The following is a 23,022-nucleotide window of genomic DNA, read 5'->3' as shown; positions in this document are numbered from 1 at the left end:
TGCAATGAAACTGCGTAGTGATTCTTTTCAAGATCAGAGCGTGATTCCCGAGCGTCTGGCGTTTTGCCGTTACGACGCGCAATCGAGAGTCGCCTTGGCCGGTAACGCCAATCCGCATCTGGAATGGTCCGATGTTCCCGAGCAGACCCAATCCTTTGTGGTTATTTGCCACGACCCCGATGTCCCCAGTAAACCGGACGATGTGAACCAGGATGGGCGCGAGGTACCGGCGGATTTGCCACGGGTGGATTTCTTTCATTGGGTCTTGATCAACATCTCGCCCGAACTGCGTAGCCTGGCAGAAGGCTCTTATTCCAAGGGCATCACGCCACGCGGTAAAGCCGGTCCACTGGCTCTGGACGATACGCGCCAGGGCGTGAACGACTTTACCAACTGGTTTGCCAGCGACCGCGACATGAACGGTGATTACTTCGGCTACGACGGCCCGTGCCCTCCGTGGAACGATGCTTTGCCGCACCGTTATGTCTTTACGGTTTATGCCCTGGATATTGCCGAGCTGCCTTTGGAGGGTCGCTTCAATGGCCAGGACGTGTTGCGCGCCATGGAAGGTCATATTCTGGGTCGTGCATCCCTGACCGGCGTGTATACCCTGAATCCCCGTTTGATCCAGCAATCCTGATTCCCCAGGGCGGACTGTTTGAGTTTTTTTCATATTCTCTTGAGTCCGCCTGCCGCCGCCTTACTTATTTCCATGTTTTTTGGGGTTTCTGCCACCAGAGACGTTTGTCTCGGTGGTTTGACGCGCTTCCGCGCTAAAATGTTGCTTTCTTAGTTTGCTACCACTTTATCCTTAGGAACCCTCATGTTTGACCGTTCTGCGACTCTTGACAAAGTTGACCCCGATCTTTGGGCTGCGATTCAAAGCGAAGATGTGCGCCAGGAGCAGCACATCGAGCTGATCGCCTCGGAAAACTACACCAGCCCCGCCGTGATGCAGGCCCAGGGCACACAACTGACCAACAAATACGCGGAAGGTTATCCTGGCAAGCGCTACTACGGCGGTTGCGAGTTCGTGGACGTGGTCGAGCAACTGGCTATTGACCGTCTGAAAGAGCTGTTCGGTGCAGAAGCCGCCAACGTGCAGCCCAACTCCGGTTCGCAAGCCAACCAGGGCGTGTACATGGCTGTGCTCAAACCCGGTGATACCGTTCTGGGCATGAGCCTGGCAGAAGGTGGTCACTTGACCCACGGTTCCCCCGTGAACGCATCGGGCAAGCTGTACAACTTCGTATCCTACGGTCTGGACGAGAACGAAGAGCTGGACTACGACGAGCTGGAGCGCCTGGCCAAAGAGCACAAGCCCAAGCTGATCGTGGGTGGTGCTTCGGCTTACGCCCTGCGCATCGACTTCGAACGCATGGCTCGTATTGCTCATGAAAACGGCGCCTTGCTGATGATCGACATTGCCCACTACGCCGGTCTGGTTGCTGGTGGTGCTTACCCCAACCCCGTGCCTCACGCTGACTTTGTGACGTCTACCACTCACAAGTCCCTGCGTGGTCCTCGTGGTGGCGTCATCATGATGAAGGCCGAACACGAAAAAGCCATCAACTCGGCTATTTTCCCCGGCATTCAAGGTGGTCCACTGATCCACGTGATCGCTGGTAAGGCTGTTGCGTTCAAGGAAGCTCTGGCTCCCGAGTTCAAGACCTACGCTGCTCAAGTTGTGAAGAACGCTGACGTTCTGGCCCGCACTCTGGTTGAGCGCGGTCTGCGTATCGTGTCCGGTCGCACCGAAAGCCACGTCATGCTGGTAGACCTGCGTCCCAAGGGCATCACCGGTAAATTGGCTGAAGAAGCACTGGGCAAGGCTCACATCACGGTCAACAAGAACGCTATTCCTAACGACCCCGAGAAGCCATTTGTCACCAGCGGCGTGCGTTTGGGTACTCCTGCCATGACCACTCGCGGCTTTAAAGAAGCCGAAGCGGAATTGACGGCGCACCTGATTGCTGATGTACTGGACAACCCTCACGACGAAGCCGTTTTGGCGGACGTTCGTCGCCGTGTACACGAGCTGACTGCCAAGTTGCCCGTTTACTCCTCCAAGTAATCCAGCCGGAGCGGGCCGCGAGGCCCGCGATCTTGAATGAAGTGTCCGTTCTGCCACCATGCCGATACCCAGGTGATCGACTCTCGAATCACCGAAGAAGGCGACGCCATACGGCGACGTCGTAAATGCTCGGCCTGTGAACGGCGCTTCACGACTTACGAGCGTGCCGAGCTGAGCCTGCCGGTTGTGGCCAAGCGCAATGGCACTCGTATGGATTTTGATCCCGCACGTTTGCGGGCGAGCATGGGCGTTGCACTGCGCAAGCGTTCCATCCCCATGGCTCAGGTCGATGCCGCTGTGCAGCGTATCGAAGAAAAACTTCAACTGACTGGCGAGCGCGAAGTCTCCTCCGAGACCATAGGCGAGCTGGTCATGGCCGAGCTCAAGCAGTTGGACCAGGTGGCCTATGTGCGCTTTGCCTCGGTCTACAAGAGCTTTAAAGACATCCGCGAGTTCGTAGAGGCGATCGACGAAATGAACGATCCCGACCGCGGCTAAGGCTATGGTCGAGCAAGAAGACGTCATCTGGATGCGGCAAGCCCTGGAGCTGGCCGAGAAATCCCTTTATATCAGTGCCCCCAACCCGCGAGTCGCCTGCCTGATCGTGCGCGATGGCCAATTATTGGCTTCGGGTTCAACACAGCAAGCGGGTGGCCCCCACGCCGAAGTGATGGCCTTGCGCCAAGCCAAAGAGCGCGGCGTCAGTGTGGCCGGTGCGACCTTCTACGTCACCCTGGAGCCTTGCAGTCACCACGGGCGAACCCCTCCTTGTGCCGATGCGCTGATCAAAGCAGGCGCTGGGCGTGTTGTCTTTTCCATGTACGACCCCAACCCCTTGGTGGCTGGCAACGGCGTCTCACGCTTGCGTCAGGCGGGTATTACCGTAGATGGCCCCTTGTGCGTAGAGCAGGCGCTGGCGATCAACGCCGGTTTCTTTGCCCGCATGACACGTGGGCGTCCCTGGTTGTGGATGAAGATGGCCGCTTCGCTGGATGGCCGCAGTGCCTTGCCGGACGGTCGCTCTCAATGGATTACCGGGCCGCAGGCTCGTGACGACGGTCACCACTGGCGCGCCCGTAGTTGCGTCGTGCTGACAGGCATCGGAACCGTGCATGCCGATAATCCCTTAATGAATGTGCGTGCGGTTTCTACGCCGCGTCCCCCGATCAAGGCTGTGCTGGATACGCATTTGCGCATGGACCCGAAAGCTGCCTTGCTGGACGGCACGCCGTGCTGGGTATTCAGTCACCGTCGTGATCCCGAGCTGGAGGCGGAGCTGGCAGATCGAAATGCACAGGTTATTCCCATGCCCTTGCACGAAGGTCAGGTGGATGTCCGTGCCGTTCTGGACTGGATGACAGATCAACAGATCAATGAAGTCCATGCAGAAGCCGGTGCTCGCCTTTCCGGTGCCTTGATTGATGCGGGTGTAGTGGACCAATTACTGATGTACCTGGCCCCCAAGATCCTGGGGCAGGGGCGAGGCGTGGCCGATATTACCGAACTGGCCGGGCTGGACGATGTAGAGCCGTTTGAATTTACCGATGTGCGCTTGCTGGGTGCCGACCTGCGCGTCCTGGCGCGCCAGCGCGATCATTGGGAAGCCTTGCTGCGAGCGGTGGGTGGAGCTTATCCGCCGGACTCGGAATAAGCTGTTTGTACGCTTTACTGTTTAGTTGCTACTAATTAGCCGAAGAAAGAATTTGAGCACTTGCGTTACAAGGATAAGTGCTGCTATTATTATGGACTTGGCGTTAGCAGCTTCAAATTGCTTGGCCAAAAGAACAGTTAGGACAGGTGGCCGAGTGGTTGAAGGCGCACGCCTGGAAAGCGTGTATACGTTTATAGCGTATCGGGGGTTCGAATCCCCCTCTGTCCGCCAGAATTCAAAAGCCCTCGCACAGCAATGTGTGGGGGCTTTTTTCTTGGCTGCGTTTTACAGAGTCGGTGAAATTAATAATTCATTTGTAGTCAGGCTCTACGTCGTCGTTGCAAAAAAGGTCGCTGACCGGGAACCGCGCAAGATCAGCGCAGGCCTTGAGAGTCTTGCCTTTGCTGGCTGCTCGATTTAGATAGGAGATTTTGAATAACTATTTAATAAATAAAGGATTGGTTTTTAACAGTTAGAGCAAGGAACTGATTGTGCTGGTCTGTACGTCTATTTTTGCTTGGATACAATAAAAATCGGGTTTTCCAGATTCTTAATATTGGCCAAAAAATAGATGCCGAGGGGAAGTTATGAAATTAATGAATAAAGCATTGCTGCTTATCGCTTCTACGGGAATAGTAGTGGGTGGAGTGGCTCAGGCTGGTTCTGTCACAATTTCGTCCGACAATCCTCGGGGGGAAGTGCATTTCAATTTGTCATGTACATTTCCAGACGGTGAGGAAAGCGAGGTGGCTCAATATATTATTCGAGGCGAGAGATCAGAGTCCTACGAAGAGGATGGTTGCAAGAATTTCAACGCCAGATTCTTCAAGATTTCTCATAACGGTGAAGTGACTTATCGTTTAAAGGCCGGGCATTCCTATACTTTTCAGTGGATGGGAACTTATTGGGATCTATTTGAGGATTGAAGAGGGCGCCATGAGATTTTCTATTCGACAATTGGGGGGCGGTACCTTGCTGTCTTTGGTCTTGGTGGCTCCCTTGATGCAGGGCTGCACGACTGTTCAAGATGGGCGTGTCGTAGCTGCACAGCAGGATATGTCGTTTAAGACCTGGCTGGATGGGTTGTTAGTTCAGATCAAGGCAAATCCTAAATATGATCGTTTGCCTATTAACACTAAAGCGCAGGAAGAGCAGTTCCTAGTCTGGCTGCATGATGCGTTTCGAGGTGAAATCAGCAAACATGACTTGATGCGAAATATTAATAGCACCTATCCAGGTCATGAGTACGAGACGTCTTATATCGTCTCCCGTCTGCCTTAAGTGAAAATGGGTTCTCATCAGGAACCCATTTTTCATTCTTTTGACCGAGTCAGCACGCCTGCATCCTCATAGATATCTAACGGCCTATCTAAGGCAGCCGTATTTTCCGGGTCTATCAGTTGTAAGGTGTTGGCGGATCGGATACCGAAGCTCCATGTGTCGCCTGTCCGTCCTGGCACCAATTGCAAGATGGCGTGCTTACCTTGACGTTCTACTGACCAAGCACCGTGTATGGGCGTGCCAACGGCGTCTCCGCTGAGTACGTAGCTTCCTTGCGGCTTCAAGGTCAGTTTGATGTCGTCGCCTACAAATGTCCCGGCTGGCAAATTCGTTGCGGGGGCTTGATTGGTTTCCCGGCTTTGATGTGGCGTATTTTGTGTGTCCAGATTAGCAGCTGCGCCAGGGGCTGGAGATATGCCAAGGAAAAGTGCAAGTAGTAAAGGGGGCAAGCGGTAGGGAGTCATACGTTGTAATCCGAGGTCAATAGTGTTGGCTCAGCGTTGTGTATCAGGATTTTGTAGGATGAGCAGGCAGGGTGCAGCGCGCTTGGAAGGTCTGACGCTCAGAATGACGGATCTGCGACGGGTTTTTCCCCCAGGCTTTCTTCATGGATGCGCTCATATGGCTGTTGCTGGAAAAGCCTGTGAGCTGGGATATTTCGTATAGCGAAGTGCTGGATGTCTGAATCATTTTTTTTGCTAACTGCAAGCGGGTGGTGACGACGAATTCGTGAGGCGTTTGGCCTAGGGATTGCCGAAAGGCTCGGGCAAAATGACTGGGAGACAGCCCTGCGATTCGGGCGAGTGTTTCGACGGTGATCTTCTCGGACAAATGGCTATGGACGTAATCGATGACTCGGCTGCGCATCATGGGGCTCAGACCGCCGGTGATGGGCATATCATGAGTAGATCGCTTGTTCAGACTGGTGTAGGTGCGCAGGACATGTATGCCGAAAAGCGTCAGTAGGGATTCGAGGCACTCTTCATACCCGAAGGAAGCGCATACCAGTTCATTGCGCATTTCCGCAGCAATGGCCAGCGCTTTTTCATCCACAACACCCAATCTGGGTAGATGAAATTCTCCGGGATCCTCTCCCCATTCGCGGCCGCTCAACTGCAGCAGCCGCTTTTCTGTCATGGCAATCAACATGGTGTGTTTGGTGTACCGCCAGGTTGAAAAAAGCTCTGAGTCCTGAGGCACGATTTCGATGTTGCCTATTGGCGCAAAGCCGGTCAGACGACGGTCACTGTTGATGGCCAGGGTGCGCTCGGGCTGGGCGCTGAGCATGATCAGGAAAAAATAGGCCTTAGTCTTGAGGTGGATGGAGGCCGGATCTATCTGAGCGTCAGCTATGGCTGCGCCGACAGATTCAAATCGGTATCCCCAATGTTCTGGTATGGATTCCAGAATACTCAATTTCTCTGCTCCTCTGACGTTAGCTCTGCTGGGATGTAGTTATGTTCGAGTATGTGCTGTGTTTGCCCATCTACGTTTTACAAAATAAATAAACAGGTAGAGGCGCAGGTTTATTACATCCGAACACTTATGAAGATTGCAGACCAACCCTCTGAATTTCTAAAAAAAAGGTCAGTTTAAATAAAAAAAAGCAGAGTTTTGTTAGGGTATGGGATCTGTGTAGGGGGAAAGTACTGGCCAACCTGAAAGTGCTTGTATAGCTGCTGTGTATGTTGAAAGCATGGCAGCTTTACGCTGCTTGCTCCACCGTGCTTTCAATCTGCGCAATTTTTCTACAAATTTTGTCGAACGTGACTGCTCGGAAGTCCTGGATGCCAATAGTTTCGAATATGTATTGCAGATACGGCGTCAGGTAATCGGTTTGTGCTCTTTTTTAACGATGCTTCTGCAAACGCTTCGTCAGGTTGGAGGAAGGGTTGTTGGCGGGACTTGAACCTGGCGAAGAGAAAATTGTGCGACGATGGCTGGTGGCGACTGCCAAGGGAGAACGGACAAAAGGGGCGGGTAATATTTCCAATAGCCAGCTGGTGGGGTCCCATTGCTCGCTTGGCTGACTGTTGGATATTGGACACCGCCCGTCTTGTGGCTAGGCAGGATTAAGGCAGCAGGCTCAGGCGGTCGACTTCAAATTCGGTTTTGCGCAGGCCTTTGTCGAACTCGCCCGTCAGCTCCACTTTCTGTTCGGCGCTGATGGTTTGACCAGCCGGAAAGTCCTTGTTGTCGATCTCTACCGTGATACGGCCGGTGGCATCTTCAAAAATATAGCGCTCATCACCTTCAAACGACACCAGACGGCCTTGCAAACGCGCGATTTGATCGTCGCGGCCGGTTTCCAGGAGCTGCTTGACGGTCATGAGCGGCACATTGTTAGGGCCAGAGTAGGAGCCGGCAGCCGTGGCGGCTTGAGGTGCATTGCTTGGGCCTGTGTAGTTGGCTGGTTGCGCGAGGGCAGCGGTGGCGCTCAGAGCAAGTACGGCGGCAAGAGTGGGTAAAGTGAATCGCATGATTGGGTTTCCTGTATCGGGTTATCGGGTCAATGTTCCGCCGATTGCGGAATGGTTTTATTAGACCCCCCGAACCTGAAGGCAATCTTAAGATACTTAATTGGGTGGGAAATCCAGCACGACACTCAGACCCTGGCCGTCCAGCCCCTCTTCAAAGGACAGCGTGGCCTCGTGCAAGGCCGCGATGCGGGCCACGATGGACAAACCCAGTCCGTTGCCTGTTTGGCCGGTTCCCAATACGCGAAAGAAGCGTTCTCCCAGTCTGGGCCGTTGTTCGGGGGGGACGCCAGGCCCATTGTCTCGGACCGCAAGGCGTACACCGCCATCGTGTCTGCGTGTTGTTTCGACCCGTACTCGGACGCCTGCGCCGCCGTAGCGAATGGCATTGCCAATCAGGTTACGTAAAGCGCTGTTTAACAGCACTGGCGCCGCCTGTATGCTTGTGACGGCCAGGGCTCTTTCCATGTTGATGGATGTCGAAGGCAGGGATGGAATCAGACTGTCCAGGACCTGATTCAGGTCTACGGTTTCACGCTTCAAGGGTTCGGCCTGCGGCTCCAGTCGCGTCAGGGCGAGCAGGCTTTCTACCAGGGCGGTACAACGGTCCAGGTCTGCGCGTAATTGCTGCAGATGGGCGTCAGGCAGTTGCAGCTCGCGCTCAATTAGTTGAACGCGCATGCGCAGCCCGGCCAAGGGCGTACGCAGTTCGTGTGCGGCATCGGACGTAAAGCGCCGTTCACTTTCCAGTGCGGAAGACAAGCGTGCCATGAGCGCATTCAATGCATCCAGCATGGGTTGCAGCTCGCGTGGGGGATTTCCGCCTTCTACAGGAGTGAGGTCATCGGGCGATTTGGAATTGATGCGTTTAGCCGTGTCCTCCAAAGGACGCATCAGGCGTCGGATCAGGAACCAGCTGGATAGACCCAGCAGCGCCAGTAGTCCCACTGCGGGCCAAACCAGGTTCTCGGCCATGTCTTCAAGCAGCTCCAGGCGTTCTTCCATAGGCTGGCCAACCTGGGCTGTGACCCCTTCGGCTCCGGGGCGGACGTAAACCCGCCAGAGTTCGTCATCAACCCAGACAGTGGTGATTTGCTTGCGTTTCGCCTGGGGGATAAAAGCCGTTTTGGGAGTGTCGTCGCCGCGCAGCAGTACCCGGCCATCTGCGGCCACGAGCTGGTAATACATGCGCAGCTTGAGAGCCGCGTCACGGTTCAGTCGTGTGTCTGTAGTATTGGCAGAAGCCTGCGCCTCTTGCGGGTCCAGCATCAGTACCAGACGCGCCCCTTCTTCAAGGGCATCATCAAGCACATCGCCGGTTGCGTGCCAGGCCACTCCGACTACGATGGCCAGGCTGACCAGCCACAGCCCAATACTGGTGCCCATGACGGTAAGCAGCAGACGACCTCGTAAGGACCAGCCTTTCGGGCGTGACACCGGGGACTTGGCGGCAGAGCGGATACGCTTTAGTTTCTGGAGCAGGCTTTTCATGCGGGTGCCAGAACGTAGCCTTGATTACGTACGGTGACGATGAAGTCACTGCCCAATTTCTTGCGCAGATTGTAGATGTGTACTTCGATAGCGTTGCTCTCCACTTCTTCGCTCCAGCCATAAAGGGCTTCTTCAAGCTGGGCACGACTCAGAATATGGGTGGGATGGTGCATCAAGGCTTGCAGAACAGCGAATTCGCGTGCTGTTACGGCCACAGGCTTGTCGTTCAAGGTGACGCGCTTGGCTGTCGGGTCAATGGCGACGGGACCGTGACGCCATTGGGGAGAGGCTTGGGCGGCACTGCGGCGCAAGGCCGCACGTACTCGCGCGGACAGCTCTTCAAGATCAAACGGTTTGACCAGATAGTCGTCCGCGCCCAGATCCAGACCCTGTACCCGGTCGGCCAAGGTATCGCGGGCAGTGATCACAATGACGGGCACCTGTGCGTGAGATCCATTGGCCCCTCGCAGACTGCGTAAGACCGCGTCGCCATCCAGACCAGGCAAGCCCCGATCCAGCAAGATGCATTGATAGGTGTGAGTGGCCAAGGCCGTGGCCACTTGGTCGCCACGTTGCAACCAGTCCACAGCGTAGCCGTCCAGATGCAGCCAGGACTGCAAGGAACTGCCCAGCGAAGGATCATCTTCGATTAAGAGAATACGCATGTGCAAAGCCTGGCACGGAAAGATGAAGGGAAACTGATGTTGCTGCGGGGTATGAGGCAAAGCAGGGGCAAGCCCCTACCTTGTTTGTATAGCGACTGTGTGTTTTTGAAAAGCGCAGCGATGTGTTTTCCGTTCTGATTGGCGCGCTAGATGCTGCGCTGTTGTACCCGTGCAGACAGCTCCTGCGCCGTCTCCTTGCGCTCGCTATATCGATCCACCAGATACTGCGCACAGTCACGCGTCAGCAAGGTGAACTTCATCAGTTCCTCCATCACATCCACCACGCGCTCGTAGTAGGACGAAGGTTTCATGCGGCCTTCTTCGTCAAATTCCAGAAAGGCTTTGGCAACCGAAGACTGGTTGGGGATAGTGATCAGGCGCATCCAGCGGCCCAGAACCCGCATCTGGTTCAAGGCGTTAAAGGATTGCGAGCCGCCTGACACTTGCATCACGGCCAGTGTTTTGCCTTGTGTTGGGCGTACAGCACCGATGCTTAACGGTATCCAGTCAATTTGTGCTTTCAGAACGCTGCTCATGGCACCGTGGCGCTCGGGCGATGTCCAGACCATGCCTTCGGCCCACTGCACGAGTTGGCGCAACTCCTGCACTTTCGGGTGGTCTTCTGCTGCACCGTCGGGCAAGGGCAGGCCTTGCGGGTCGAAAATTCTGGTTTCTGCACCCATTGCTTCCAGCAGCCGTGCTGCTTCTTGCGTCAGAAAGCGGCTGTAGGAGCGTTCTCTCAGGGAACCATATAAAAGCAGAATTCGAGGTGGGTGTGTGGCGCGTGCTTGAGGCAGCAGTTCTGCCATATCTGGAGTGTTAAATGCGTGCTCGTCCAGATTGGGTAAATCAGGCTTGCTCAATTCTTTGTCCTTTTTCATCAATAACGGCTTGGCCGTCTTCTTTCCGGAAGGCACCTTGTTGTGCTTGGGGAAGTATCTCCAGCACCTGTTCCGAGGGACGACACAAGCGCGTTCCCAATGGGGTGACAACAATAGGGCGGTTGATCAGAATCGGGTGCTGCAACATGAAATCAATCAGCTGTTCATCGCTCCATTTCGGGTCGCCGAGCCCGAGTTCTTCATAGGGCGTACCTTTTTGTCGCAAGACTTCACGCACGCTCAGGCCACAGTTTGCGATCAACTTAGTCAGCGTGCTGCGGTCCGGCGGTGTTTGCAGATACTCGATGACGGTGGGTTCTTGTCCGCTATTGCGGATTAGGCCCAAGGTGTTGCGCGAAGTGCCACAGGCGGGGTTGTGATAGATGATGATGTCTGTCATGGCGCGATCTTGATATCAGGGTTTAGTGGGCCATACCCAGTCGCAGCGCCAAGGCTGCCAGGGTGATCAGCAAGACGGGTGTGGTCAGGATGGCTCCTACTTTGAAGTAGTAGCCCCAGCTGATTTTTGTGCCTTTCTGGGCCAGGACATGCAGCCACAGCAAGGTGGCCAGACTGCCTATAGGTGTGAATTTCGGGCCCAGATCGCTGCCAATGACGTTGGCGTAAATCATGGCTTCCTTGACGATGCCCTCGGCGCTGGAAGCGTCAATGGACAGGGCGGTGACAAGGACTGTGGGCATATTGTTCATCACCGAGGACAGCAGCGCAGACAGGACGCCGGTACCCATGGCCGCCGCCCACACGCCAGCTTGGGCGAACTGATCCAGCAACAAGCCCAGGTAATCGGTTAGCCCGGCATTGCGCAGGCCGTAAACCACCAGATACATGCCCAGCGAGAAGATGACGATTTGCCAGGGGGCGCCACGCAGCACTTTTCGTGTGCTGATGACTGTGCCACGGGCGGCAACCGCCAGCAAAATGATGGCGCCTGCTGCGGCAACCGCACTGACGGGGACACCCAGGGGTTCCAGTGCAAAAAAGCCTGTCAGCAATAACGCCAGCACCATCCAGCCAGCCTTGAAACTGGCCCTGTCCTTGATAGCCTCAGCAGGCGTTCTTAATTGTTCAAGGCGATAGAGGGCGGGAATGTCGCGACGGAAGTACAGCATCAGAACGACCAGGCTGGCCAGTACAGACACGATGTTGACGGGTGCCATGATGGCGGCGTAGTCCGTGAAGCCCAGTTTGAAGTAGTCGGCAGAGACGATGTTCACCAAATTGGAGACGACCAGCGGCAAGCTGGCTGTGTCCGCAATAAAACCGGCTGCCATGACAAAAGCCAGAGTTGCTGCTGGTGAAAAGCCCAAGGCCAGCAACATGGCCATGACAATCGGCGTCAGAATCAGTGCGGCCCCGTCATTGGCAAACAGGGCAGAGACTGCTGCGCCCAGAATCACGATAAAGGCAAAGAGCTTGCGCCCGTTGCCGGCTCCCCAACGGGCGACATGCAGGGCGGCCCATTCAAAAAAACCTGCCTCGTCCAATATCAGGCTGATGATGATAATGGCGACAAATGTGGCGGTGGCGTTCCAGACGATATTCCAGACCAGGGCCAAGTCAGTCCATTGCACGACGCCAGACAGCAAGGCAGCAACTGCGCCTAAAGAGGCACTCCAACCAATGCCCAAACCTTTGGGCTGCCAGATCACCAGGGTTAAGGTAGCGATAAAAATGAGTACAGCAAGAAGCATGACGGAGTGCTCTGATCAGGGGGATAGCCAGCAAGGCAGTTAAGTTCCGAGTGGTTTTTGCAGGACGTGGATATCAAGTGTCCGGCGCTCTAGCAGTTCTGACACAGGTCTTGCGTTGGGAGGCAGGTTTGACCCTGACAGCAATTCTCGGTCAGATAAGTAAGCAGATTGTTCATGGCGGGAAAGGTGGCGCTGTAGAGCAGATTGCGACCTTGCCGCTCGGCGTGGATCAGCCCGGCATTGCTAAGCTCTTTCAAATGAAAGGACAAGGCGTTGGGGGCAATGCCTAGCTGCTCAGCCAGAGAGCCGGGTGTCAGTCCGGTGGGCCCGGCAACAACGAGTGCGCGGAAAACCCGTAGGCGGGCTTCGTGGGCCAAAGCGGCCAGGGAGCGGATAACTTGAGATTCTTCCATGGAGTAATAATACAACAATTCAAGAATTATTGAATAGTTTGATGTTTCCCATAGAGAGCTTTGAATGACAAGATTCGCGTGTGACGTTTTATTGATTTGTCAGGCATTGTGAAACTCGTGGTTTGCGGCAGCAGATCCTTCTGGAACCGGGAACAGGGCCGATGCCAATTTGCTATCCTCTAAGACAATATCCGCCCGTCCTTGTGATTCTCAGCCCGCCTGGCAAGTGGAATCTCGGACTACACCCCCCAAGATTGCCTATGAAAATCCCGTTTCTGAGCCACCATCAGTTTGGCCGCCGCATTGTTCAAGCACGTCTTTTTGGCCTTGTTGCTCTGTTGATGTTGTTGGCGGCGCTTCCCCAAACAGGCTATGGCAAAGAGCCGCCATTGACGGTCGGTGTATTGGTCTCGCCACCATTCGTAATGAAAAGTGATGGTGCTTTCACCGGATTGGCTATCGACTTATGGGAAGATTTGGCAGCAGAAAAGCAGTGGGCATTTGAATATAAGGAATACGGCACGTTTCGGGATTTGCTCAGTGCCACAGAGTCGGGTTCTCTTGATGTTGCCATGACTAATCTGACTATCACGCAGCAACGCGCGTTGAAGGTGGATTTCACCCAGCCCTGGTTTGATGGTGGTATGCGCCTGATGGTCAGTTCCGATCGAGGAACAGGTTTTCAAAGTGTTCTCAAGGGTTTGGCGCAGGCCGGTTTTATTACGGCGTATGCATGGATCGCTTTTGTCATTTTGTTTGCCACTGTTGTTTTGACCTTGTTTGACCGGCGGTTTGACCAATCCTTCCCTGCTCGCTGGCGCGATGGCGTGGCAGAGAGTTTCTATACCGTGATGTCTGTTGTGACTTCGGGGCGTGCCCCGGCCAGAAAGAATCTTTTTGGCTGGTTAGGACGTATCTGGCAGGGCTTGTGGCTGGTGTGTGGGGTGGGCATCTTGGCCTTTGTAACGTCCTCTGTCACCAGCGTGATGACAACGCTGGCTATCTCAAACCAGATCAATAGTGTGGACGATTTGAAGGGGCGACCAGTAGGCGTGCTGATCGGGACCGTAGAAGAGGACTATGCCCGCAAGCAGGGACTTGCCATGCGCAGTTATGCCAGTTTGGACAAAGCCACGGCAGCTTTGGACAATGGCGATGTTGTGGCCGTGATTGCCGACGCTCCGGTACTGGAGTACTACGTGTATTCCAACCCTGGCTTGCCGGTGAAGGTAGTGGGGCGACTGTTCGAGCGTGACAAGTATGGGTTTGCCTTGCCACTGCAAAGTGAGCTATCCCGAGAAGTAACTTTGGCTGTGCTAGGGGCCGTGGATGAAGGCAAGGTGGAGGCCTTCAAGACCAAGTATTTTGGCTTGGGACAGTAGTAGCCGGGCTTATTGGCTTGGGTTCATCTTTGAGGGCTCAAGCTGCTCACTTAACCAGTCGGCAAATACTTCCGCACGCGGGTTTTGATCCAGAGCCTGGGGAGAGAGCAGGTAGTACGCCGAGCCGTCCGCAATGAATCCTTGCGGGGCAATGAGCTGCCCGCTTTGCAGTTCATCTTGCACCATCAGACGCGACACAATACTCATGCCTTGTCCGGACAAGGCGGCCTGGATACATAAATAAAAATGCTCTAGTTCCAGCTTGTTGGCAGAGCGTATGACTTGGCCGCTAAGTCGCGCCCAGGTGGCCCAAGCTTGCGGACGGGAGCTGCTTTGTATCAGCACCTGTTTGGCCGTGTCCTGGGTGTGGGGATAGTGAGGCTGGCAGACCGGCCCTATCATTTCTTCGCACAATTTCAGGCCGCAGACCGAGTCTGCCCAATGAAAGTCGTCACGGCGTATGGCCAGATCCACTCCCATTTGAGCAAAGTTCACTGGCCCTCCGGCTGTAATCAGATGCACGGTGATATTGGGATGCAGAGTGTGGAAATCCCCCAGTCGGGGTATCAACCATTTCATCGCAATGGTGGGCTCGCAGGAAACGACCAGCGCATGTTCACGCTGTGTCTGCTGCAACTGATACACCACGTCTTCCAAGCGCTCGAACATGGGCGCGGTCACATGCAAAAGCTGGCGGCCTGCCTGTGTCAGAAATACAGCTCGATTGCGCCGTTCAAACAGTTCTACCCCCAAAGATTCTTCCAGCGCCCGAATCTGGCGACTGACCGCGCCGTGAGTGACATGCAGCAGCTGGGCTGCCTGCACAAAGCTGCCTGCCTTGGCGGCCGTGTCGAAGTAGCGGAAGGCCGTGAGATTGGGGATTTGCATGGTCGATGAAAACTCACAGAAATAGCGCAGGAATTATCGTTTTTAAATTAGCACAGGATTATCGATAATGAAATCTTTAGAGCAAATATTCAAACAAGAAAACGATAGAAGTTTTGGAGGGTTTTTCTTGGGTTTTGAAAATCTGGATTGATCCCGTTGAGAATAGCAAAAACTATATAAATTGGATGAATACATAGCTCACCAGGAAGGGTTTTCACATTCTGACTGGAGCGGTCTTTGCAGACTGGTAGATCGTCCGCGAAGGAACGATCTCATTCCTAGAGTGTAGGACTGGCTCTGCGGTTTGGCTGCCTTTGACCTAGCTTGTCACACCGATTTCATCAAACTTAGGCTTGTTAAAAATGCATGAACTGTTGGCCGTTGCCACTATCACTATCCTGGCCGTGATCAGCCCAGGCCCCGACTTTGCCATGGTCACTCGTAATGGCTATTCCTTTGGCCGCAAGATTGGCCTGATTTCAGCTCTGGGTATTGCTGCCGGGGTGCAGGTGCACGTGGTCTACACGGTGCTGGGCGTTGCGATTCTGATTACTCAGTCTCCCACCTTGTTTCTGGTGATGAAAGTGGTGGGAGCAGCGTACTTGATGTACCTGGGCTATCAGTCTTTCCGTAATCGCACTGTTTTGAATACGGACGGCGAGGCGGGAAATATGCCCAGCGCCTGGCAAGCTTTTGGCATGGGGTTTTTGACCAATGCCTTGAATCCCAAAACCATGTTGTTTGTGGTGGCCACCTTTACGCAGCTGGTGCAGCCGGATGCATCGTTCTGGCTGAATTTCGCTTATGGGTTTTTCATGTCTTTTGCCCATTGGGTCTGGTTCAGCATTGTGGCGCTGGTGTTCTCAAACAAGCGCTTGCGGGCAGCCATGCTGGCCCGGCAAAGATTGCTGGACAGGGTGATAGGCGTGGCCTTGTTCAGCTTGGGCGCTTCGCTGCTATTTGCCAACTCGGTGTCTTAGGGCGGCCATGCGGGAGCAGGTGCTGTGCACAGGCGATTTGTACTGCCTGATTATTGAAGTGATTAATAAATTGGCTTGAATTAAATTCAGAATTTAATTGAGTATTTTATTTTTAATTTGATTTTGAATTATATTTGTATGGCTATTAATAATAAAAATATAAAAGTATGGAAAAAAATATGAATTAAATTCTTTAAAAGAATATCTGTTATCTTCTGTCATTTATTGACGGCGCTCTGGGTATGGTTGTTACGTTGCCGTTTCAGGTTTCGCACACTACTTGTAGAGAGGGAGACAAGAATGACTTGCCATCATATAAACGCAAAAGCGCTGGCTGCGTCTGGCCTGGCTTTATTCGCAGCGGTTCAGAGCGGTGTTATGGCTCAAAGCCCGGAGCCCCGGCTGGATACCAGCCAGCTGTATGCGGACGTGCATTTCCACGCTTCCAATTACGCCATGCAAGGTATTTCCTTAAAGGAATATGCAGAGCGCTATATGAGCGCCAATCGCCAGCAAATTGTGCGCTCCACCATCATGCCGATTCCTTTGCAGCAACGCTGGGATGGGTTTGAACAGTACCAGGCACAGTCTGGCGATCAGATGTATGGCCCGAACTACTACATAGGCCCCAAAGCAGACTTGTATTACTACTCTTTTGTGGATGCCATGTTTGCGCGCGAGTACGAACGCTTGCCGCCCCAGTATCAGGAAAAGCTGGATGTCATGATTACGGCCTTCAATCCCATGGACGTATATGCCTCGCAACATATCAAGCGTGCGGTGCTCAGTTTTCCAGGCGTGTTTGCCGGGGTGGGAGAGTTCACCATTCACAAGGAGCTGGTGTCCAGCAAGCTGGCTGGTGAAACGGTAGAACAAACCAAGGCCCCCTCTGTGCCGCTACCGCCTGATGCGGGCGATGGCAGCAAGGTATCGCTGTATTCCGAGTCGCTGGAGTATTTGTTCAAGACCATTGAAGAGATTGGTTTGGTCGCGATCTTGCACAATGATATGTACCGGGTAGAGGTCAATTACCAGGGTGAGCTGGAGCATTCCTATCCCGATCAGGACTATGTGGACGGCTTGAAGCACGTGTGCGGACATGCGCCCAAAGCCAAGGTGGTGTGGGCGCATACGGGCCTGGGGCGTTTTGTGAAACCCACCAGCGACCACATTACGCGCGTGAAAGAGGTGCTGGATGCCTGCCCCAGCTGGTCTACCGATATTTCCTGGGATCTGGTGCAGGACTATATGTTGAATCCCGAGCCGGGCATGCCCAGTCGCCAGGATTGGCTGAATTTCTTCAATGAATACCAGAACCGGATTCTGTGGGGTTCAGATGTGGTGATTTTTACGCGTAATCGCTTTGAGTCGGACCCTCCCTCGTCAGTGACACCGGGCGGTTTGATGGAACCGGCTCAGTACCATGCGGACTTGTCCAAGATGAGGGAGTTTCTGGACGAGTTGCCAGTGGCCATAGGCAACAAGATTCGCTATGAAAACTATCTGGGTCTGTTCAATCGTGCCAAGTTCTCTGTGCGGGCCTGGGAGCGCGAGAATGCGGATCTCAATATCTGGGATATTCCTACGCCCGTGCATCCTTGAAGGAGGCATGCTGTTGATATGGGCGATCAGCCATAGATACTGGACTTGATTCTGGCCCTTTCAAAGCCAATGGCAAAGGCAAAAAACAGCCCCCCGACAGTTGGATAACTGCCGGGGGGGCTGTTTGCGATTGCGCGTCAAGAAAGCCGAGCCTGGCTTCTTGATTCTGCTGTCAGGCATCTGGCTGGATGCAGCTTGGTTAACCGGCCTTGTTCTGCGCAGCCAGCTTGTCCAGATCCTCCTGAATCAGCTTGCGAATCGCGGTTTTCAAGAGCTTGCCGGTTGCTGTGTGGGGCAGTTCATCGACCACGATCAGTTCGTCAGGAATACTCCATTTGGAGACTTGTTCTGTAAACAGATCAATCATGTCCTGCTTGGTGAAGGTGGCGTCGTCCTGTAGCTGCACCACCAGAACCGGACGTTCGCCCCAGCGCTCGTCGGGCTTGGCTACGACAGCTGCTTCCTTGATCGCCGGGTGAGCCTGGGCAATGTTTTCCAGCTCGATGGAGCTGATCCATTCGCCACCGGATTTCACCACATCCTTGGTTCGGTCCACGATCTGGATAAAGCCATCCTGATCAATGGTCACCACGTCGCCCGTATTGAACCAGCCATCTTCTGTATGGGCAGAGGTGTCATTGCTATTGAAGTAAGAAGCCGCAATCCAGGGGCCGCGCACCATCATGGCACCAAACATCTTGCCGTCGCGGGCAATGGGTTGACCATCGTCGCCATCTACCCGGAACTCGACCCCGAAGAGCGGACGACCTTGCTTGGCCAGCAGCTTGAGTTTCTCGTTCTCCGGCAAGGACTCGTGCTTGGGCAGCAGGGCAGCCGCCAGACCGACTGGGCTGGTTTCCGTCATGCCCCAGGCGTGGCGTACCTTGACACCCAGCTTCTGGAAGCGGGTAATCATGACTGGAGGCGCAGACGAGCCGCCAATCACCAGACGTTGCAGGCTGCTGAAGGTTTTGCCATTGGCTTGCATCCAGTCGAGCAGGCCTAGCCAGACGGTAGGCACACCGGCTGTCATGGTGACACCTTCGTTTTCAAACAGGGTATGCAGGCTGGCGCCGTCCAATTTCGGGCCGGGCAAGACCAGTTTGGCGCCCACCATCAAGGCCGCATAAGGCAGCCCCCAGGCATTGACGTGGAACATGGGCACGATGGGGGTAATGGTGTCAGAAGCAGACAGACACAGGGCATCGGGCATGCTCAAGGCAAAGGCATGCAAGATCGTGGAGCGATGGCTGTAGAGCACGCCTTTGGGGTTGCCCGTGGTGCCGGAGGTGTAGCACAGGCCGGAGGCCGTGTTCTCATCAAACACCGGCCAGTCGAAATGATCGGATTCAGACGCAATCAGGGTTTCATAGCACTGCAGGTTGGGCAGCAGGTCCGACTTGGGCATGTGCGCTTCGTCCGTCATGATGACCACGGCTTTCAGCTTGGACAGCTGATCGGCCAAGGACTCCAGAATCGGCATGAAGTTCAGGTCGGCAAACAGCACGCTATCGTCTGCGTGTTCAATGATGTAGCCAATTTGATCCTGAAACAGACGCGGGTTGATGGTGTGGCACACCAGGCCCGAGCCCGATACGCCGTAATACAGCTCCAGGTGACGATAGCCGTTCCAGGCCAGGGTTCCGACGCGGTCGCCATGTTGCAGACCCATTTTTTTCAGCGCATTGGCCAGTTGCTGGCTGCGCTTGGACAGATCGGTATAGGTGTACCGGTGAATGTGGCCTTCAACGGTTTGCGAGACGACCTCTCGGTCTGCGTGATAGTTCGCTGCGTGACGCAGTATGGATGATACTAGCAGTGGGGTATTCATCATCATGCCAAGCATGGTCTTCGTCCTCCCTGGGAGTAAATCAAACAGAACTGACGGGCCTTGAAACTGTGAGTCTACGCGCAGAAAATGGACGAAACACATCACTGACTGTCATGGCCTACGTTTGCACAGTAGCCTAAAACTCACAAATACGTCTATGTAGTCGTTTGTATTTGCTTGCGTAATGCCAAAGCTTCTGTGAAAAATTGGGCAATCATGCGGCTGTCCCGGCGCTCGGCCAGGCAATACAAATATGTGTCGGTGCGCACGGGGTCTCCCTGAATACGAACGGCTTTGAAACGATGGTCCGGAATGAATTCGGCCTCGGATACCGTACCGACGCCCAGCCCTCGGGCGACGGCTTCCCGCAAGGCCTCCCGACTACCGATTTCCATGACGGCGCGGGGCCGGATATGCTCCTTTTCCAGTGCTGCTTCCAGACAGGCCCGTGTGGTAGAGCCCGATTCCCGCTGCAATAACGGAGCATCCTGCAAGGCGGACAGAGGCACGCTGTCGTACCGGGCCAAAGGGTGCGACAAGGGGGCGAACAGAATGACAGCATGGCTGGCGTAGTGCTCGGTGTGAAAAGCCGGGTCCTCGCAGGCTCCGGCCAGCACGGCAATATCGGTGGCATAGTCGGCCAGGTCGGCCAGCACCTCGGCCGAGTTCCCCATATGAATGGAGATATCCACCCCTGGAAACAGCTTGTGGTAGGCCTCTACCATTTCGATCACATGAAAAGGCCCCACCGCTCCAATGCGCAAGCGCCCCACGTGCAGCTTGCCACTGTCATGCAGGAGGTTGAAGGCATCAATTTCCAGAGCCCCCAGTTGCTGTGCCACGGGCAGCAGGGCCAGCCCGACCTGGGTTAGCTGAATCCCGCGCCCCCGGCGATGAAAAAGCTCGACATCATGCTGTTGTTCCAGGCCCTGAACCTGTTTGGTAACGGTGGGTTGGGCCAGTCCCAGGGCACGGGCCCCGGCGCTGAAGCTGCCGTGGCGGGCAACAGCCAGAAAGGCACGTAGGCGTGCGGCGGACATATAGACTCCATCTATAGATAACTGATGTTTTCAATCCTAAATCGATAACATGAAGGCAATGTGACCTTCCTAAGATGTCGGCATTCCTCCTACAAACCTTAAGGACGACTGCCGTGAACAAGAACGTATTTCAGACTGCCCGCCGCTCTTTCATCGCGGCAACGGCCGCTACAGCTATTTTTTCGGTGTTCGGTACAGCGGCTCAGGCCGCACAGGACACGCTGACCATTGGCTTGATCCCTGCCGAGGATTCCCAAGCCATGATCGAATCCAGCAAGCAGGTGATTGAACAGCTGGAGCGCGAGTCGGGCATGAAGGTCGAGCCCTTTGTCGCCACGGACTACAACGGCATCATCGAAGCCCTGCGTGCCAAGAAGCTGGACGTGGCTTATCTGGGCCCATTCTCTTATGTGCTGGCCAATTCGGTGGCCGATGTAGAAGCTTTTGCCGTGGCTGTGACCAAGAAGACGGGCAAAAGCGCGTACAAGAGCCTGATCGTGGTGCGCGCAGACAGTGGCATTGAAAATGTGGAGCAGTTGAAAGATCGCACCTTTGCCTTTGTTGACCCCAGCTCCACCTCCGGCCACCTGTTCCCTAAAGCGGGCCTGGAGAACGACGGCTACAAGCCCGAGGCGCTGTTTTCCCGTGTGGTGTTCTCCGGTTCGCACGATGCCAGCCTGCTGGCCGTGGCCAACAAGAAAGTTGACGCTGCCGCTGTTGCAGACCGTATTTATGCCAGCGCCATTGCCAAGGGCCAGTTGGCCGAAGGCGATTTGAAAGTTGTCTGGTCGTCCAGCGATATTCCCGAGTCGCCCATGGTCTGGCGCAAGGATCTGGACCCAAGTGTGAAAGAGAAAGTCGCCAAGGCTCTGGCCAATATCAAGGATGTTCCTTGGGGCGATCAAGGCATGCTCAATGGCTTCCAGCCTACCACTGACGCGGCTTACAACGTAGTGCGCGATACCGCCAAGGTGCTGGATCTGGATCTGCGGAGCATGAAATGATCCGTGTGCGTGGCCTGAACAAGTGCTACGGCAGCAATAAGGTGCTGTGTGGTGTGGACATGGATGCAGAGGCTGGCGAGTTCCTGGTGGTACTAGGCCAGTCCGGGGCGGGCAAGTCCACCCTGCTGCGCTGCATGAACCGGCTGGCCCAAGCGGATACGGGCGAGTTGTCCGTGGCCGGTATCGACGCCATGTCCGCCCAGGATACGCGGGCTTTGCGACGCCAGGTTGCCATGATTTTCCAGCATCACGACGTGGTGCCGCGCTTGTCGGTGCTGCGCAATGTGTTGACTGGGCGCCTGGGGGCGGTGCCCGTGTGGAGTTCCATTTTGCAGCTGTTCAGCCGGGCAGATATCGCCCTGGCCCAGGACTGTCTGCAACGGGTCGGGCTGGCGCACAAGGCCCAGGCTCGTACCGACTCCCTGTCCGGTGGTCAGCGTCAACGGGTGGGGATTGCCCGTGCGCTGGCTCAGCGTCCGCGCATCATTCTGGCCGACGAGCCAGTTGCCAGCCTGGACCCGAAAACGGCCCGTCTGGTGATGCGTTATCTGCACGATGCCAGCCGGGAACTGGGCATTACCGTGGTCTGCAACCTGCACCAGGTTGATTACGCACGCGAATTTGCAGATCGCATTGTGGGTCTGGCCCATGGCCGTGTGGTGTATGACGGTGCCCCGGAACAGATGACTGAGGATGATCTGGCCCGCATTTACCCCGGCCCCGAGCCAGGGCACGGCGGTGTGTCCGGCAGCACGGGTGATGCCGCTTCTTTTCTGGCCGAACCGTTAAACCTTGCTACCAAGGGAGCGTGATGATGGACAGCAAGTACTCCTGGGTCATGTCTACCCCGACCAGTGCCAAGGGCTGGATTCTGACCGCCCTGATGGTGGCCGCCATTATGGTGGGATTGCAGTGGAGCGCAGAGGGGGCGCAGTTAAGCGCCGCCGAGTTTGCTGCCGGCCTGCCACAAATTGCCGACTTTCTAAGCCGCACCTTTCCACCGGACTGGAGCATTTTGGGCAATTTGCTCGCTCCGGCTATCGAGACCATTCAGATTGCGATCTGGGGCACGGTGTTGGGCGTGATCGGCGCAGTGCCCGTGTCCTTTCTGGCAGCCCGTAACCTGAAGGTCAACCGCTACTTGTACGGCTTTACCCGCCAAAGCCTGAACATCATCCGCAGTATCAATGAGCTGATTCTGGCCCTGGTGTTTGTGGCTGCCGTGGGCCTGGGCCCTTTTCCCGGTGTGTTGGCTCTGGCCGTACATGGAGTGGGAATGCTGGGCAAGTTCTTTGCCGAAAGCATTGAGGAAATTGACCAGGGGCCATTGGATGCCCTGCGTGCTACCGGCGCGCGTCCTTTGCAGGTGATTGTGTTCGGTGTCTTGCCGCAGGTTATTACCGCCTGGATTGCCGTGATCCTGTATCGCTTCGAGGTCAACCTGCGTTCGGCCACCGTGCTGGGCATGGTGGGGGCCGGTGGCTTGGGCTTTGAACTGGTCAGCAGCCTGAAACTGTTCAAGTACCAGGAAACAGCGACCTGCATTGTGGTCATTACCGTGATGGTGGTGGTGGCCGACCTTATCTCCAACCGCCTGCGCGAAGCGATTCGCCACAACGGGCGCGATTGATTGCAGTTTTTCTTTTGAGA

24 protein-coding genes and 1 tRNA gene are annotated in these 23,022 nt (G+C 55.1%); 13 read left to right on the top strand and 12 right to left on the bottom strand.

Features of this window, described 5'->3' with window-relative positions; translation table 11 throughout:
• Positions 1 to 4: 4 nt before the first annotated feature.
• The 7 genes from NIZ92_RS16165 (at position 5) to NIZ92_RS16135 (ending at position 5,006) form a co-directional block, all read left to right on the top strand.
• Positions 5 to 640, top strand: a complete 636-nt coding sequence (locus NIZ92_RS16165; protein ID WP_254002272.1) for a YbhB/YbcL family Raf kinase inhibitor-like protein — start codon at positions 5 to 7, stop codon at positions 638 to 640.
• A 183-nt stretch (positions 641 to 823) separates the two neighbouring features.
• Positions 824 to 2,074 carry a serine hydroxymethyltransferase gene (glyA, locus tag NIZ92_RS16160; RefSeq protein WP_254002271.1) on the top strand — a complete coding sequence of 417 codons (1,251 nt, stop codon included), beginning with the start codon at positions 824 to 826 and terminating at the stop codon, positions 2,072 to 2,074.
• Positions 2,075 to 2,110: 36 nt separating this feature from the next.
• Entirely contained in the window at positions 2,111 to 2,572 is a 462-nt protein-coding gene (nrdR, locus tag NIZ92_RS16155) for a transcriptional regulator NrdR (protein ID WP_003801815.1), read from the top strand.
• A gap of 4 nt (positions 2,573 to 2,576) precedes the next feature.
• The gene (gene ribD / locus NIZ92_RS16150) at positions 2,577 to 3,725 is read left to right on the top strand and encodes a bifunctional diaminohydroxyphosphoribosylaminopyrimidine deaminase/5-amino-6-(5-phosphoribosylamino)uracil reductase RibD (protein ID WP_009460683.1); all 1,149 of its coding nucleotides are present in this window, start codon (positions 2,577 to 2,579) and stop codon (positions 3,723 to 3,725) included.
• A 140-nt stretch (positions 3,726 to 3,865) separates the two neighbouring features.
• Positions 3,866 to 3,956, top strand: a tRNA-Ser gene (locus NIZ92_RS16145).
• Between the two features lie 356 nt (positions 3,957 to 4,312).
• Positions 4,313 to 4,651, top strand: a complete 339-nt coding sequence (locus NIZ92_RS16140) for a hypothetical protein (RefSeq protein WP_152602597.1) — start codon at positions 4,313 to 4,315, stop codon at positions 4,649 to 4,651.
• Positions 4,652 to 4,661: 10 nt separating this feature from the next.
• Positions 4,662 to 5,006 carry a hypothetical protein gene (locus NIZ92_RS16135; RefSeq protein ID WP_254002270.1) on the top strand — a complete coding sequence of 115 codons (345 nt, stop codon included), beginning with the start codon at positions 4,662 to 4,664 and terminating at the stop codon, positions 5,004 to 5,006.
• 32 nt (positions 5,007 to 5,038) lie between these two features.
• Here the strand turns inward: NIZ92_RS16135 and NIZ92_RS16130 are convergent, their stop codons facing one another.
• From NIZ92_RS16130 to NIZ92_RS16090, 9 genes are all read right to left on the bottom strand, one after another.
• Positions 5,039 to 5,470 (bottom strand): hypothetical protein, encoded by a 432-nt coding sequence (locus NIZ92_RS16130; protein WP_254002269.1) that lies wholly within the window; start codon positions 5,468 to 5,470, stop codon positions 5,039 to 5,041.
• 43 nt (positions 5,471 to 5,513) lie between these two features.
• Positions 5,514 to 6,422, bottom strand: a complete 909-nt coding sequence (locus NIZ92_RS16125) for a helix-turn-helix domain-containing protein (RefSeq protein ID WP_152602598.1) — start codon at positions 6,420 to 6,422, stop codon at positions 5,514 to 5,516.
• A 656-nt stretch (positions 6,423 to 7,078) separates the two neighbouring features.
• Positions 7,079 to 7,486 carry a YgiW/YdeI family stress tolerance OB fold protein gene (locus NIZ92_RS16120; protein WP_060186678.1) on the bottom strand — a complete coding sequence of 136 codons (408 nt, stop codon included), beginning with the start codon at positions 7,484 to 7,486 and terminating at the stop codon, positions 7,079 to 7,081.
• Positions 7,487 to 7,582: 96 nt separating this feature from the next.
• Positions 7,583 to 8,974 (bottom strand): ATP-binding protein, encoded by a 1,392-nt coding sequence (locus NIZ92_RS16115; protein WP_254002268.1) that lies wholly within the window; start codon positions 8,972 to 8,974, stop codon positions 7,583 to 7,585.
• Entirely contained in the window at positions 8,971 to 9,639 is a 669-nt protein-coding gene (locus NIZ92_RS16110) for a response regulator transcription factor (RefSeq protein ID WP_026485343.1), read from the bottom strand. Before NIZ92_RS16110 ends, NIZ92_RS16115 begins: the two co-directional genes overlap by 4 nt.
• Before the next feature lie 146 nt (positions 9,640 to 9,785).
• Entirely contained in the window at positions 9,786 to 10,502 is a 717-nt protein-coding gene (gene arsH, locus NIZ92_RS16105) for an arsenical resistance protein ArsH (RefSeq protein ID WP_035270663.1), read from the bottom strand.
• Positions 10,489 to 10,920 carry an arsenate reductase (glutaredoxin) gene (gene arsC / locus NIZ92_RS16100; RefSeq protein ID WP_254002267.1) on the bottom strand — a complete coding sequence of 144 codons (432 nt, stop codon included), beginning with the start codon at positions 10,918 to 10,920 and terminating at the stop codon, positions 10,489 to 10,491. Before arsC ends, arsH begins: the two co-directional genes overlap by 14 nt.
• 22 nt (positions 10,921 to 10,942) lie before the next feature.
• On the bottom strand, positions 10,943 to 12,232 hold the full coding sequence (locus tag NIZ92_RS16095) for an arsenic transporter (protein WP_254002266.1): 1,290 nt from the start codon (positions 12,230 to 12,232) through the stop codon (positions 10,943 to 10,945).
• Between the two features lie 89 nt (positions 12,233 to 12,321).
• Positions 12,322 to 12,645 (bottom strand): helix-turn-helix transcriptional regulator, encoded by a 324-nt coding sequence (locus NIZ92_RS16090; RefSeq protein ID WP_009460707.1) that lies wholly within the window; start codon positions 12,643 to 12,645, stop codon positions 12,322 to 12,324.
• Between the two features lie 260 nt (positions 12,646 to 12,905).
• On the opposite strand from NIZ92_RS16090, the gene NIZ92_RS16085 reads away from it, so the two are divergent.
• A complete protein-coding gene (locus tag NIZ92_RS16085) occupies positions 12,906 to 14,027 on the top strand; it encodes a transporter substrate-binding domain-containing protein (RefSeq protein WP_254002265.1) in 1,122 nt (373 codons plus the stop codon).
• 9 nt (positions 14,028 to 14,036) lie between these two features.
• Here the strand turns inward: NIZ92_RS16085 and NIZ92_RS16080 are convergent, their stop codons facing one another.
• Positions 14,037 to 14,915 carry a LysR substrate-binding domain-containing protein gene (locus NIZ92_RS16080; RefSeq protein ID WP_060186682.1) on the bottom strand — a complete coding sequence of 293 codons (879 nt, stop codon included), beginning with the start codon at positions 14,913 to 14,915 and terminating at the stop codon, positions 14,037 to 14,039.
• Positions 14,916 to 15,277: 362 nt separating this feature from the next.
• On the opposite strand from NIZ92_RS16080, the gene NIZ92_RS16075 reads away from it, so the two are divergent.
• Both NIZ92_RS16075 and NIZ92_RS16070 read left to right on the top strand, forming a co-directional pair.
• The gene (locus tag NIZ92_RS16075; protein ID WP_009460710.1) at positions 15,278 to 15,895 is read left to right on the top strand and encodes a LysE family translocator; all 618 of its coding nucleotides are present in this window, start codon (positions 15,278 to 15,280) and stop codon (positions 15,893 to 15,895) included.
• A 378-nt stretch (positions 15,896 to 16,273) separates the two neighbouring features.
• Positions 16,274 to 17,497: a hypothetical protein gene (locus NIZ92_RS16070; RefSeq protein WP_254002264.1), complete on the top strand. Its 1,224-nt coding sequence runs from the start codon at positions 16,274 to 16,276 to the stop codon at positions 17,495 to 17,497.
• A gap of 199 nt (positions 17,498 to 17,696) precedes the next feature.
• Here the strand turns inward: NIZ92_RS16070 and NIZ92_RS16065 are convergent, their stop codons facing one another.
• Positions 17,697 to 19,343, bottom strand: a complete 1,647-nt coding sequence (locus NIZ92_RS16065) for a long-chain-fatty-acid--CoA ligase (protein WP_083054591.1) — start codon at positions 19,341 to 19,343, stop codon at positions 17,697 to 17,699.
• Between the two features lie 140 nt (positions 19,344 to 19,483).
• Positions 19,484 to 20,368: a LysR substrate-binding domain-containing protein gene (locus NIZ92_RS16060; RefSeq protein ID WP_035273418.1), complete on the bottom strand. Its 885-nt coding sequence runs from the start codon at positions 20,366 to 20,368 to the stop codon at positions 19,484 to 19,486.
• 152 nt (positions 20,369 to 20,520) lie between these two features.
• On the opposite strand from NIZ92_RS16060, the gene phnD reads away from it, so the two are divergent.
• From phnD to phnE, 3 genes are read left to right on the top strand one after another with little or no spacing between them, the layout of a single operon-like run.
• On the top strand, positions 20,521 to 21,372 hold the full coding sequence (gene phnD, locus NIZ92_RS16055; protein WP_266108806.1) for a phosphonate ABC transporter substrate-binding protein: 852 nt from the start codon (positions 20,521 to 20,523) through the stop codon (positions 21,370 to 21,372).
• Positions 21,369 to 22,184: a phosphonate ABC transporter ATP-binding protein gene (phnC, locus tag NIZ92_RS16050; RefSeq protein ID WP_254002263.1), complete on the top strand. Its 816-nt coding sequence runs from the start codon at positions 21,369 to 21,371 to the stop codon at positions 22,182 to 22,184. The genes phnD and phnC overlap by 4 nt, the downstream gene beginning before the upstream one ends.
• Positions 22,184 to 23,002 (top strand): phosphonate ABC transporter, permease protein PhnE, encoded by an 819-nt coding sequence (gene phnE, locus NIZ92_RS16045; protein ID WP_083054586.1) that lies wholly within the window; start codon positions 22,184 to 22,186, stop codon positions 23,000 to 23,002. The genes phnC and phnE overlap by 1 nt, the downstream gene beginning before the upstream one ends.
• The last annotated feature ends 20 nt before the right edge of the window (positions 23,003 to 23,022 follow it).

It is taken from the genome of Alcaligenes sp. 1735tsa3, from assembly GCF_024134565.1.
Classification (GTDB): domain Bacteria; phylum Pseudomonadota; class Gammaproteobacteria; order Burkholderiales; family Burkholderiaceae_B; genus Alcaligenes; species Alcaligenes phenolicus.
Note: the sequence above shows the minus strand (reverse complement) of the source record. Positions and strands in the feature narration are given on the sequence as shown.

Coding starts and splice junctions, on each gene's coding strand:
- NIZ92_RS16080 (WP_060186682.1), bottom strand. CDS start 14,915: ATGCAAATCCCCAATCTCACGGCCTTCCGCTACTTCGACACGGCCGCC.
- NIZ92_RS16130 (WP_254002269.1), bottom strand. CDS start 5,470: ATGACTCCCTACCGCTTGCCCCCTTTACTACTTGCACTTTTCCTTGGC.
- NIZ92_RS16070 (WP_254002264.1), top strand. CDS start 16,274: ATGGCTCAAAGCCCGGAGCCCCGGCTGGATACCAGCCAGCTGTATGCG.
- NIZ92_RS16090 (WP_009460707.1), bottom strand. CDS start 12,645: ATGGAAGAATCTCAAGTTATCCGCTCCCTGGCCGCTTTGGCCCACGAA.
- ribD (WP_009460683.1), top strand. CDS start 2,577: ATGGTCGAGCAAGAAGACGTCATCTGGATGCGGCAAGCCCTGGAGCTG.
- glyA (WP_254002271.1), top strand. CDS start 824: ATGTTTGACCGTTCTGCGACTCTTGACAAAGTTGACCCCGATCTTTGG.
- NIZ92_RS16140 (WP_152602597.1), top strand. CDS start 4,313: ATGAAATTAATGAATAAAGCATTGCTGCTTATCGCTTCTACGGGAATA.
- nrdR (WP_003801815.1), top strand. CDS start 2,111: ATGAAGTGTCCGTTCTGCCACCATGCCGATACCCAGGTGATCGACTCT.
- phnC (WP_254002263.1), top strand. CDS start 21,369: ATGATCCGTGTGCGTGGCCTGAACAAGTGCTACGGCAGCAATAAGGTG.
- NIZ92_RS16120 (WP_060186678.1), bottom strand. CDS start 7,486: ATGCGATTCACTTTACCCACTCTTGCCGCCGTACTTGCTCTGAGCGCC.
- NIZ92_RS16095 (WP_254002266.1), bottom strand. CDS start 12,232: ATGCTTCTTGCTGTACTCATTTTTATCGCTACCTTAACCCTGGTGATC.
- NIZ92_RS16110 (WP_026485343.1), bottom strand. CDS start 9,639: ATGCGTATTCTCTTAATCGAAGATGATCCTTCGCTGGGCAGTTCCTTG.
- NIZ92_RS16115 (WP_254002268.1), bottom strand. CDS start 8,974: ATGAAAAGCCTGCTCCAGAAACTAAAGCGTATCCGCTCTGCCGCCAAG.
- NIZ92_RS16085 (WP_254002265.1), top strand. CDS start 12,906: ATGAAAATCCCGTTTCTGAGCCACCATCAGTTTGGCCGCCGCATTGTT.
- NIZ92_RS16165 (WP_254002272.1), top strand. CDS start 5: ATGAAACTGCGTAGTGATTCTTTTCAAGATCAGAGCGTGATTCCCGAG.
- NIZ92_RS16065 (WP_083054591.1), bottom strand. CDS start 19,343: ATGCTTGGCATGATGATGAATACCCCACTGCTAGTATCATCCATACTG.
- NIZ92_RS16135 (WP_254002270.1), top strand. CDS start 4,662: ATGAGATTTTCTATTCGACAATTGGGGGGCGGTACCTTGCTGTCTTTG.
- NIZ92_RS16060 (WP_035273418.1), bottom strand. CDS start 20,368: ATGTCCGCCGCACGCCTACGTGCCTTTCTGGCTGTTGCCCGCCACGGC.
- NIZ92_RS16075 (WP_009460710.1), top strand. CDS start 15,278: ATGCATGAACTGTTGGCCGTTGCCACTATCACTATCCTGGCCGTGATC.
- arsC (WP_254002267.1), bottom strand. CDS start 10,920: ATGACAGACATCATCATCTATCACAACCCCGCCTGTGGCACTTCGCGC.
- phnE (WP_083054586.1), top strand. CDS start 22,184: ATGATGGACAGCAAGTACTCCTGGGTCATGTCTACCCCGACCAGTGCC.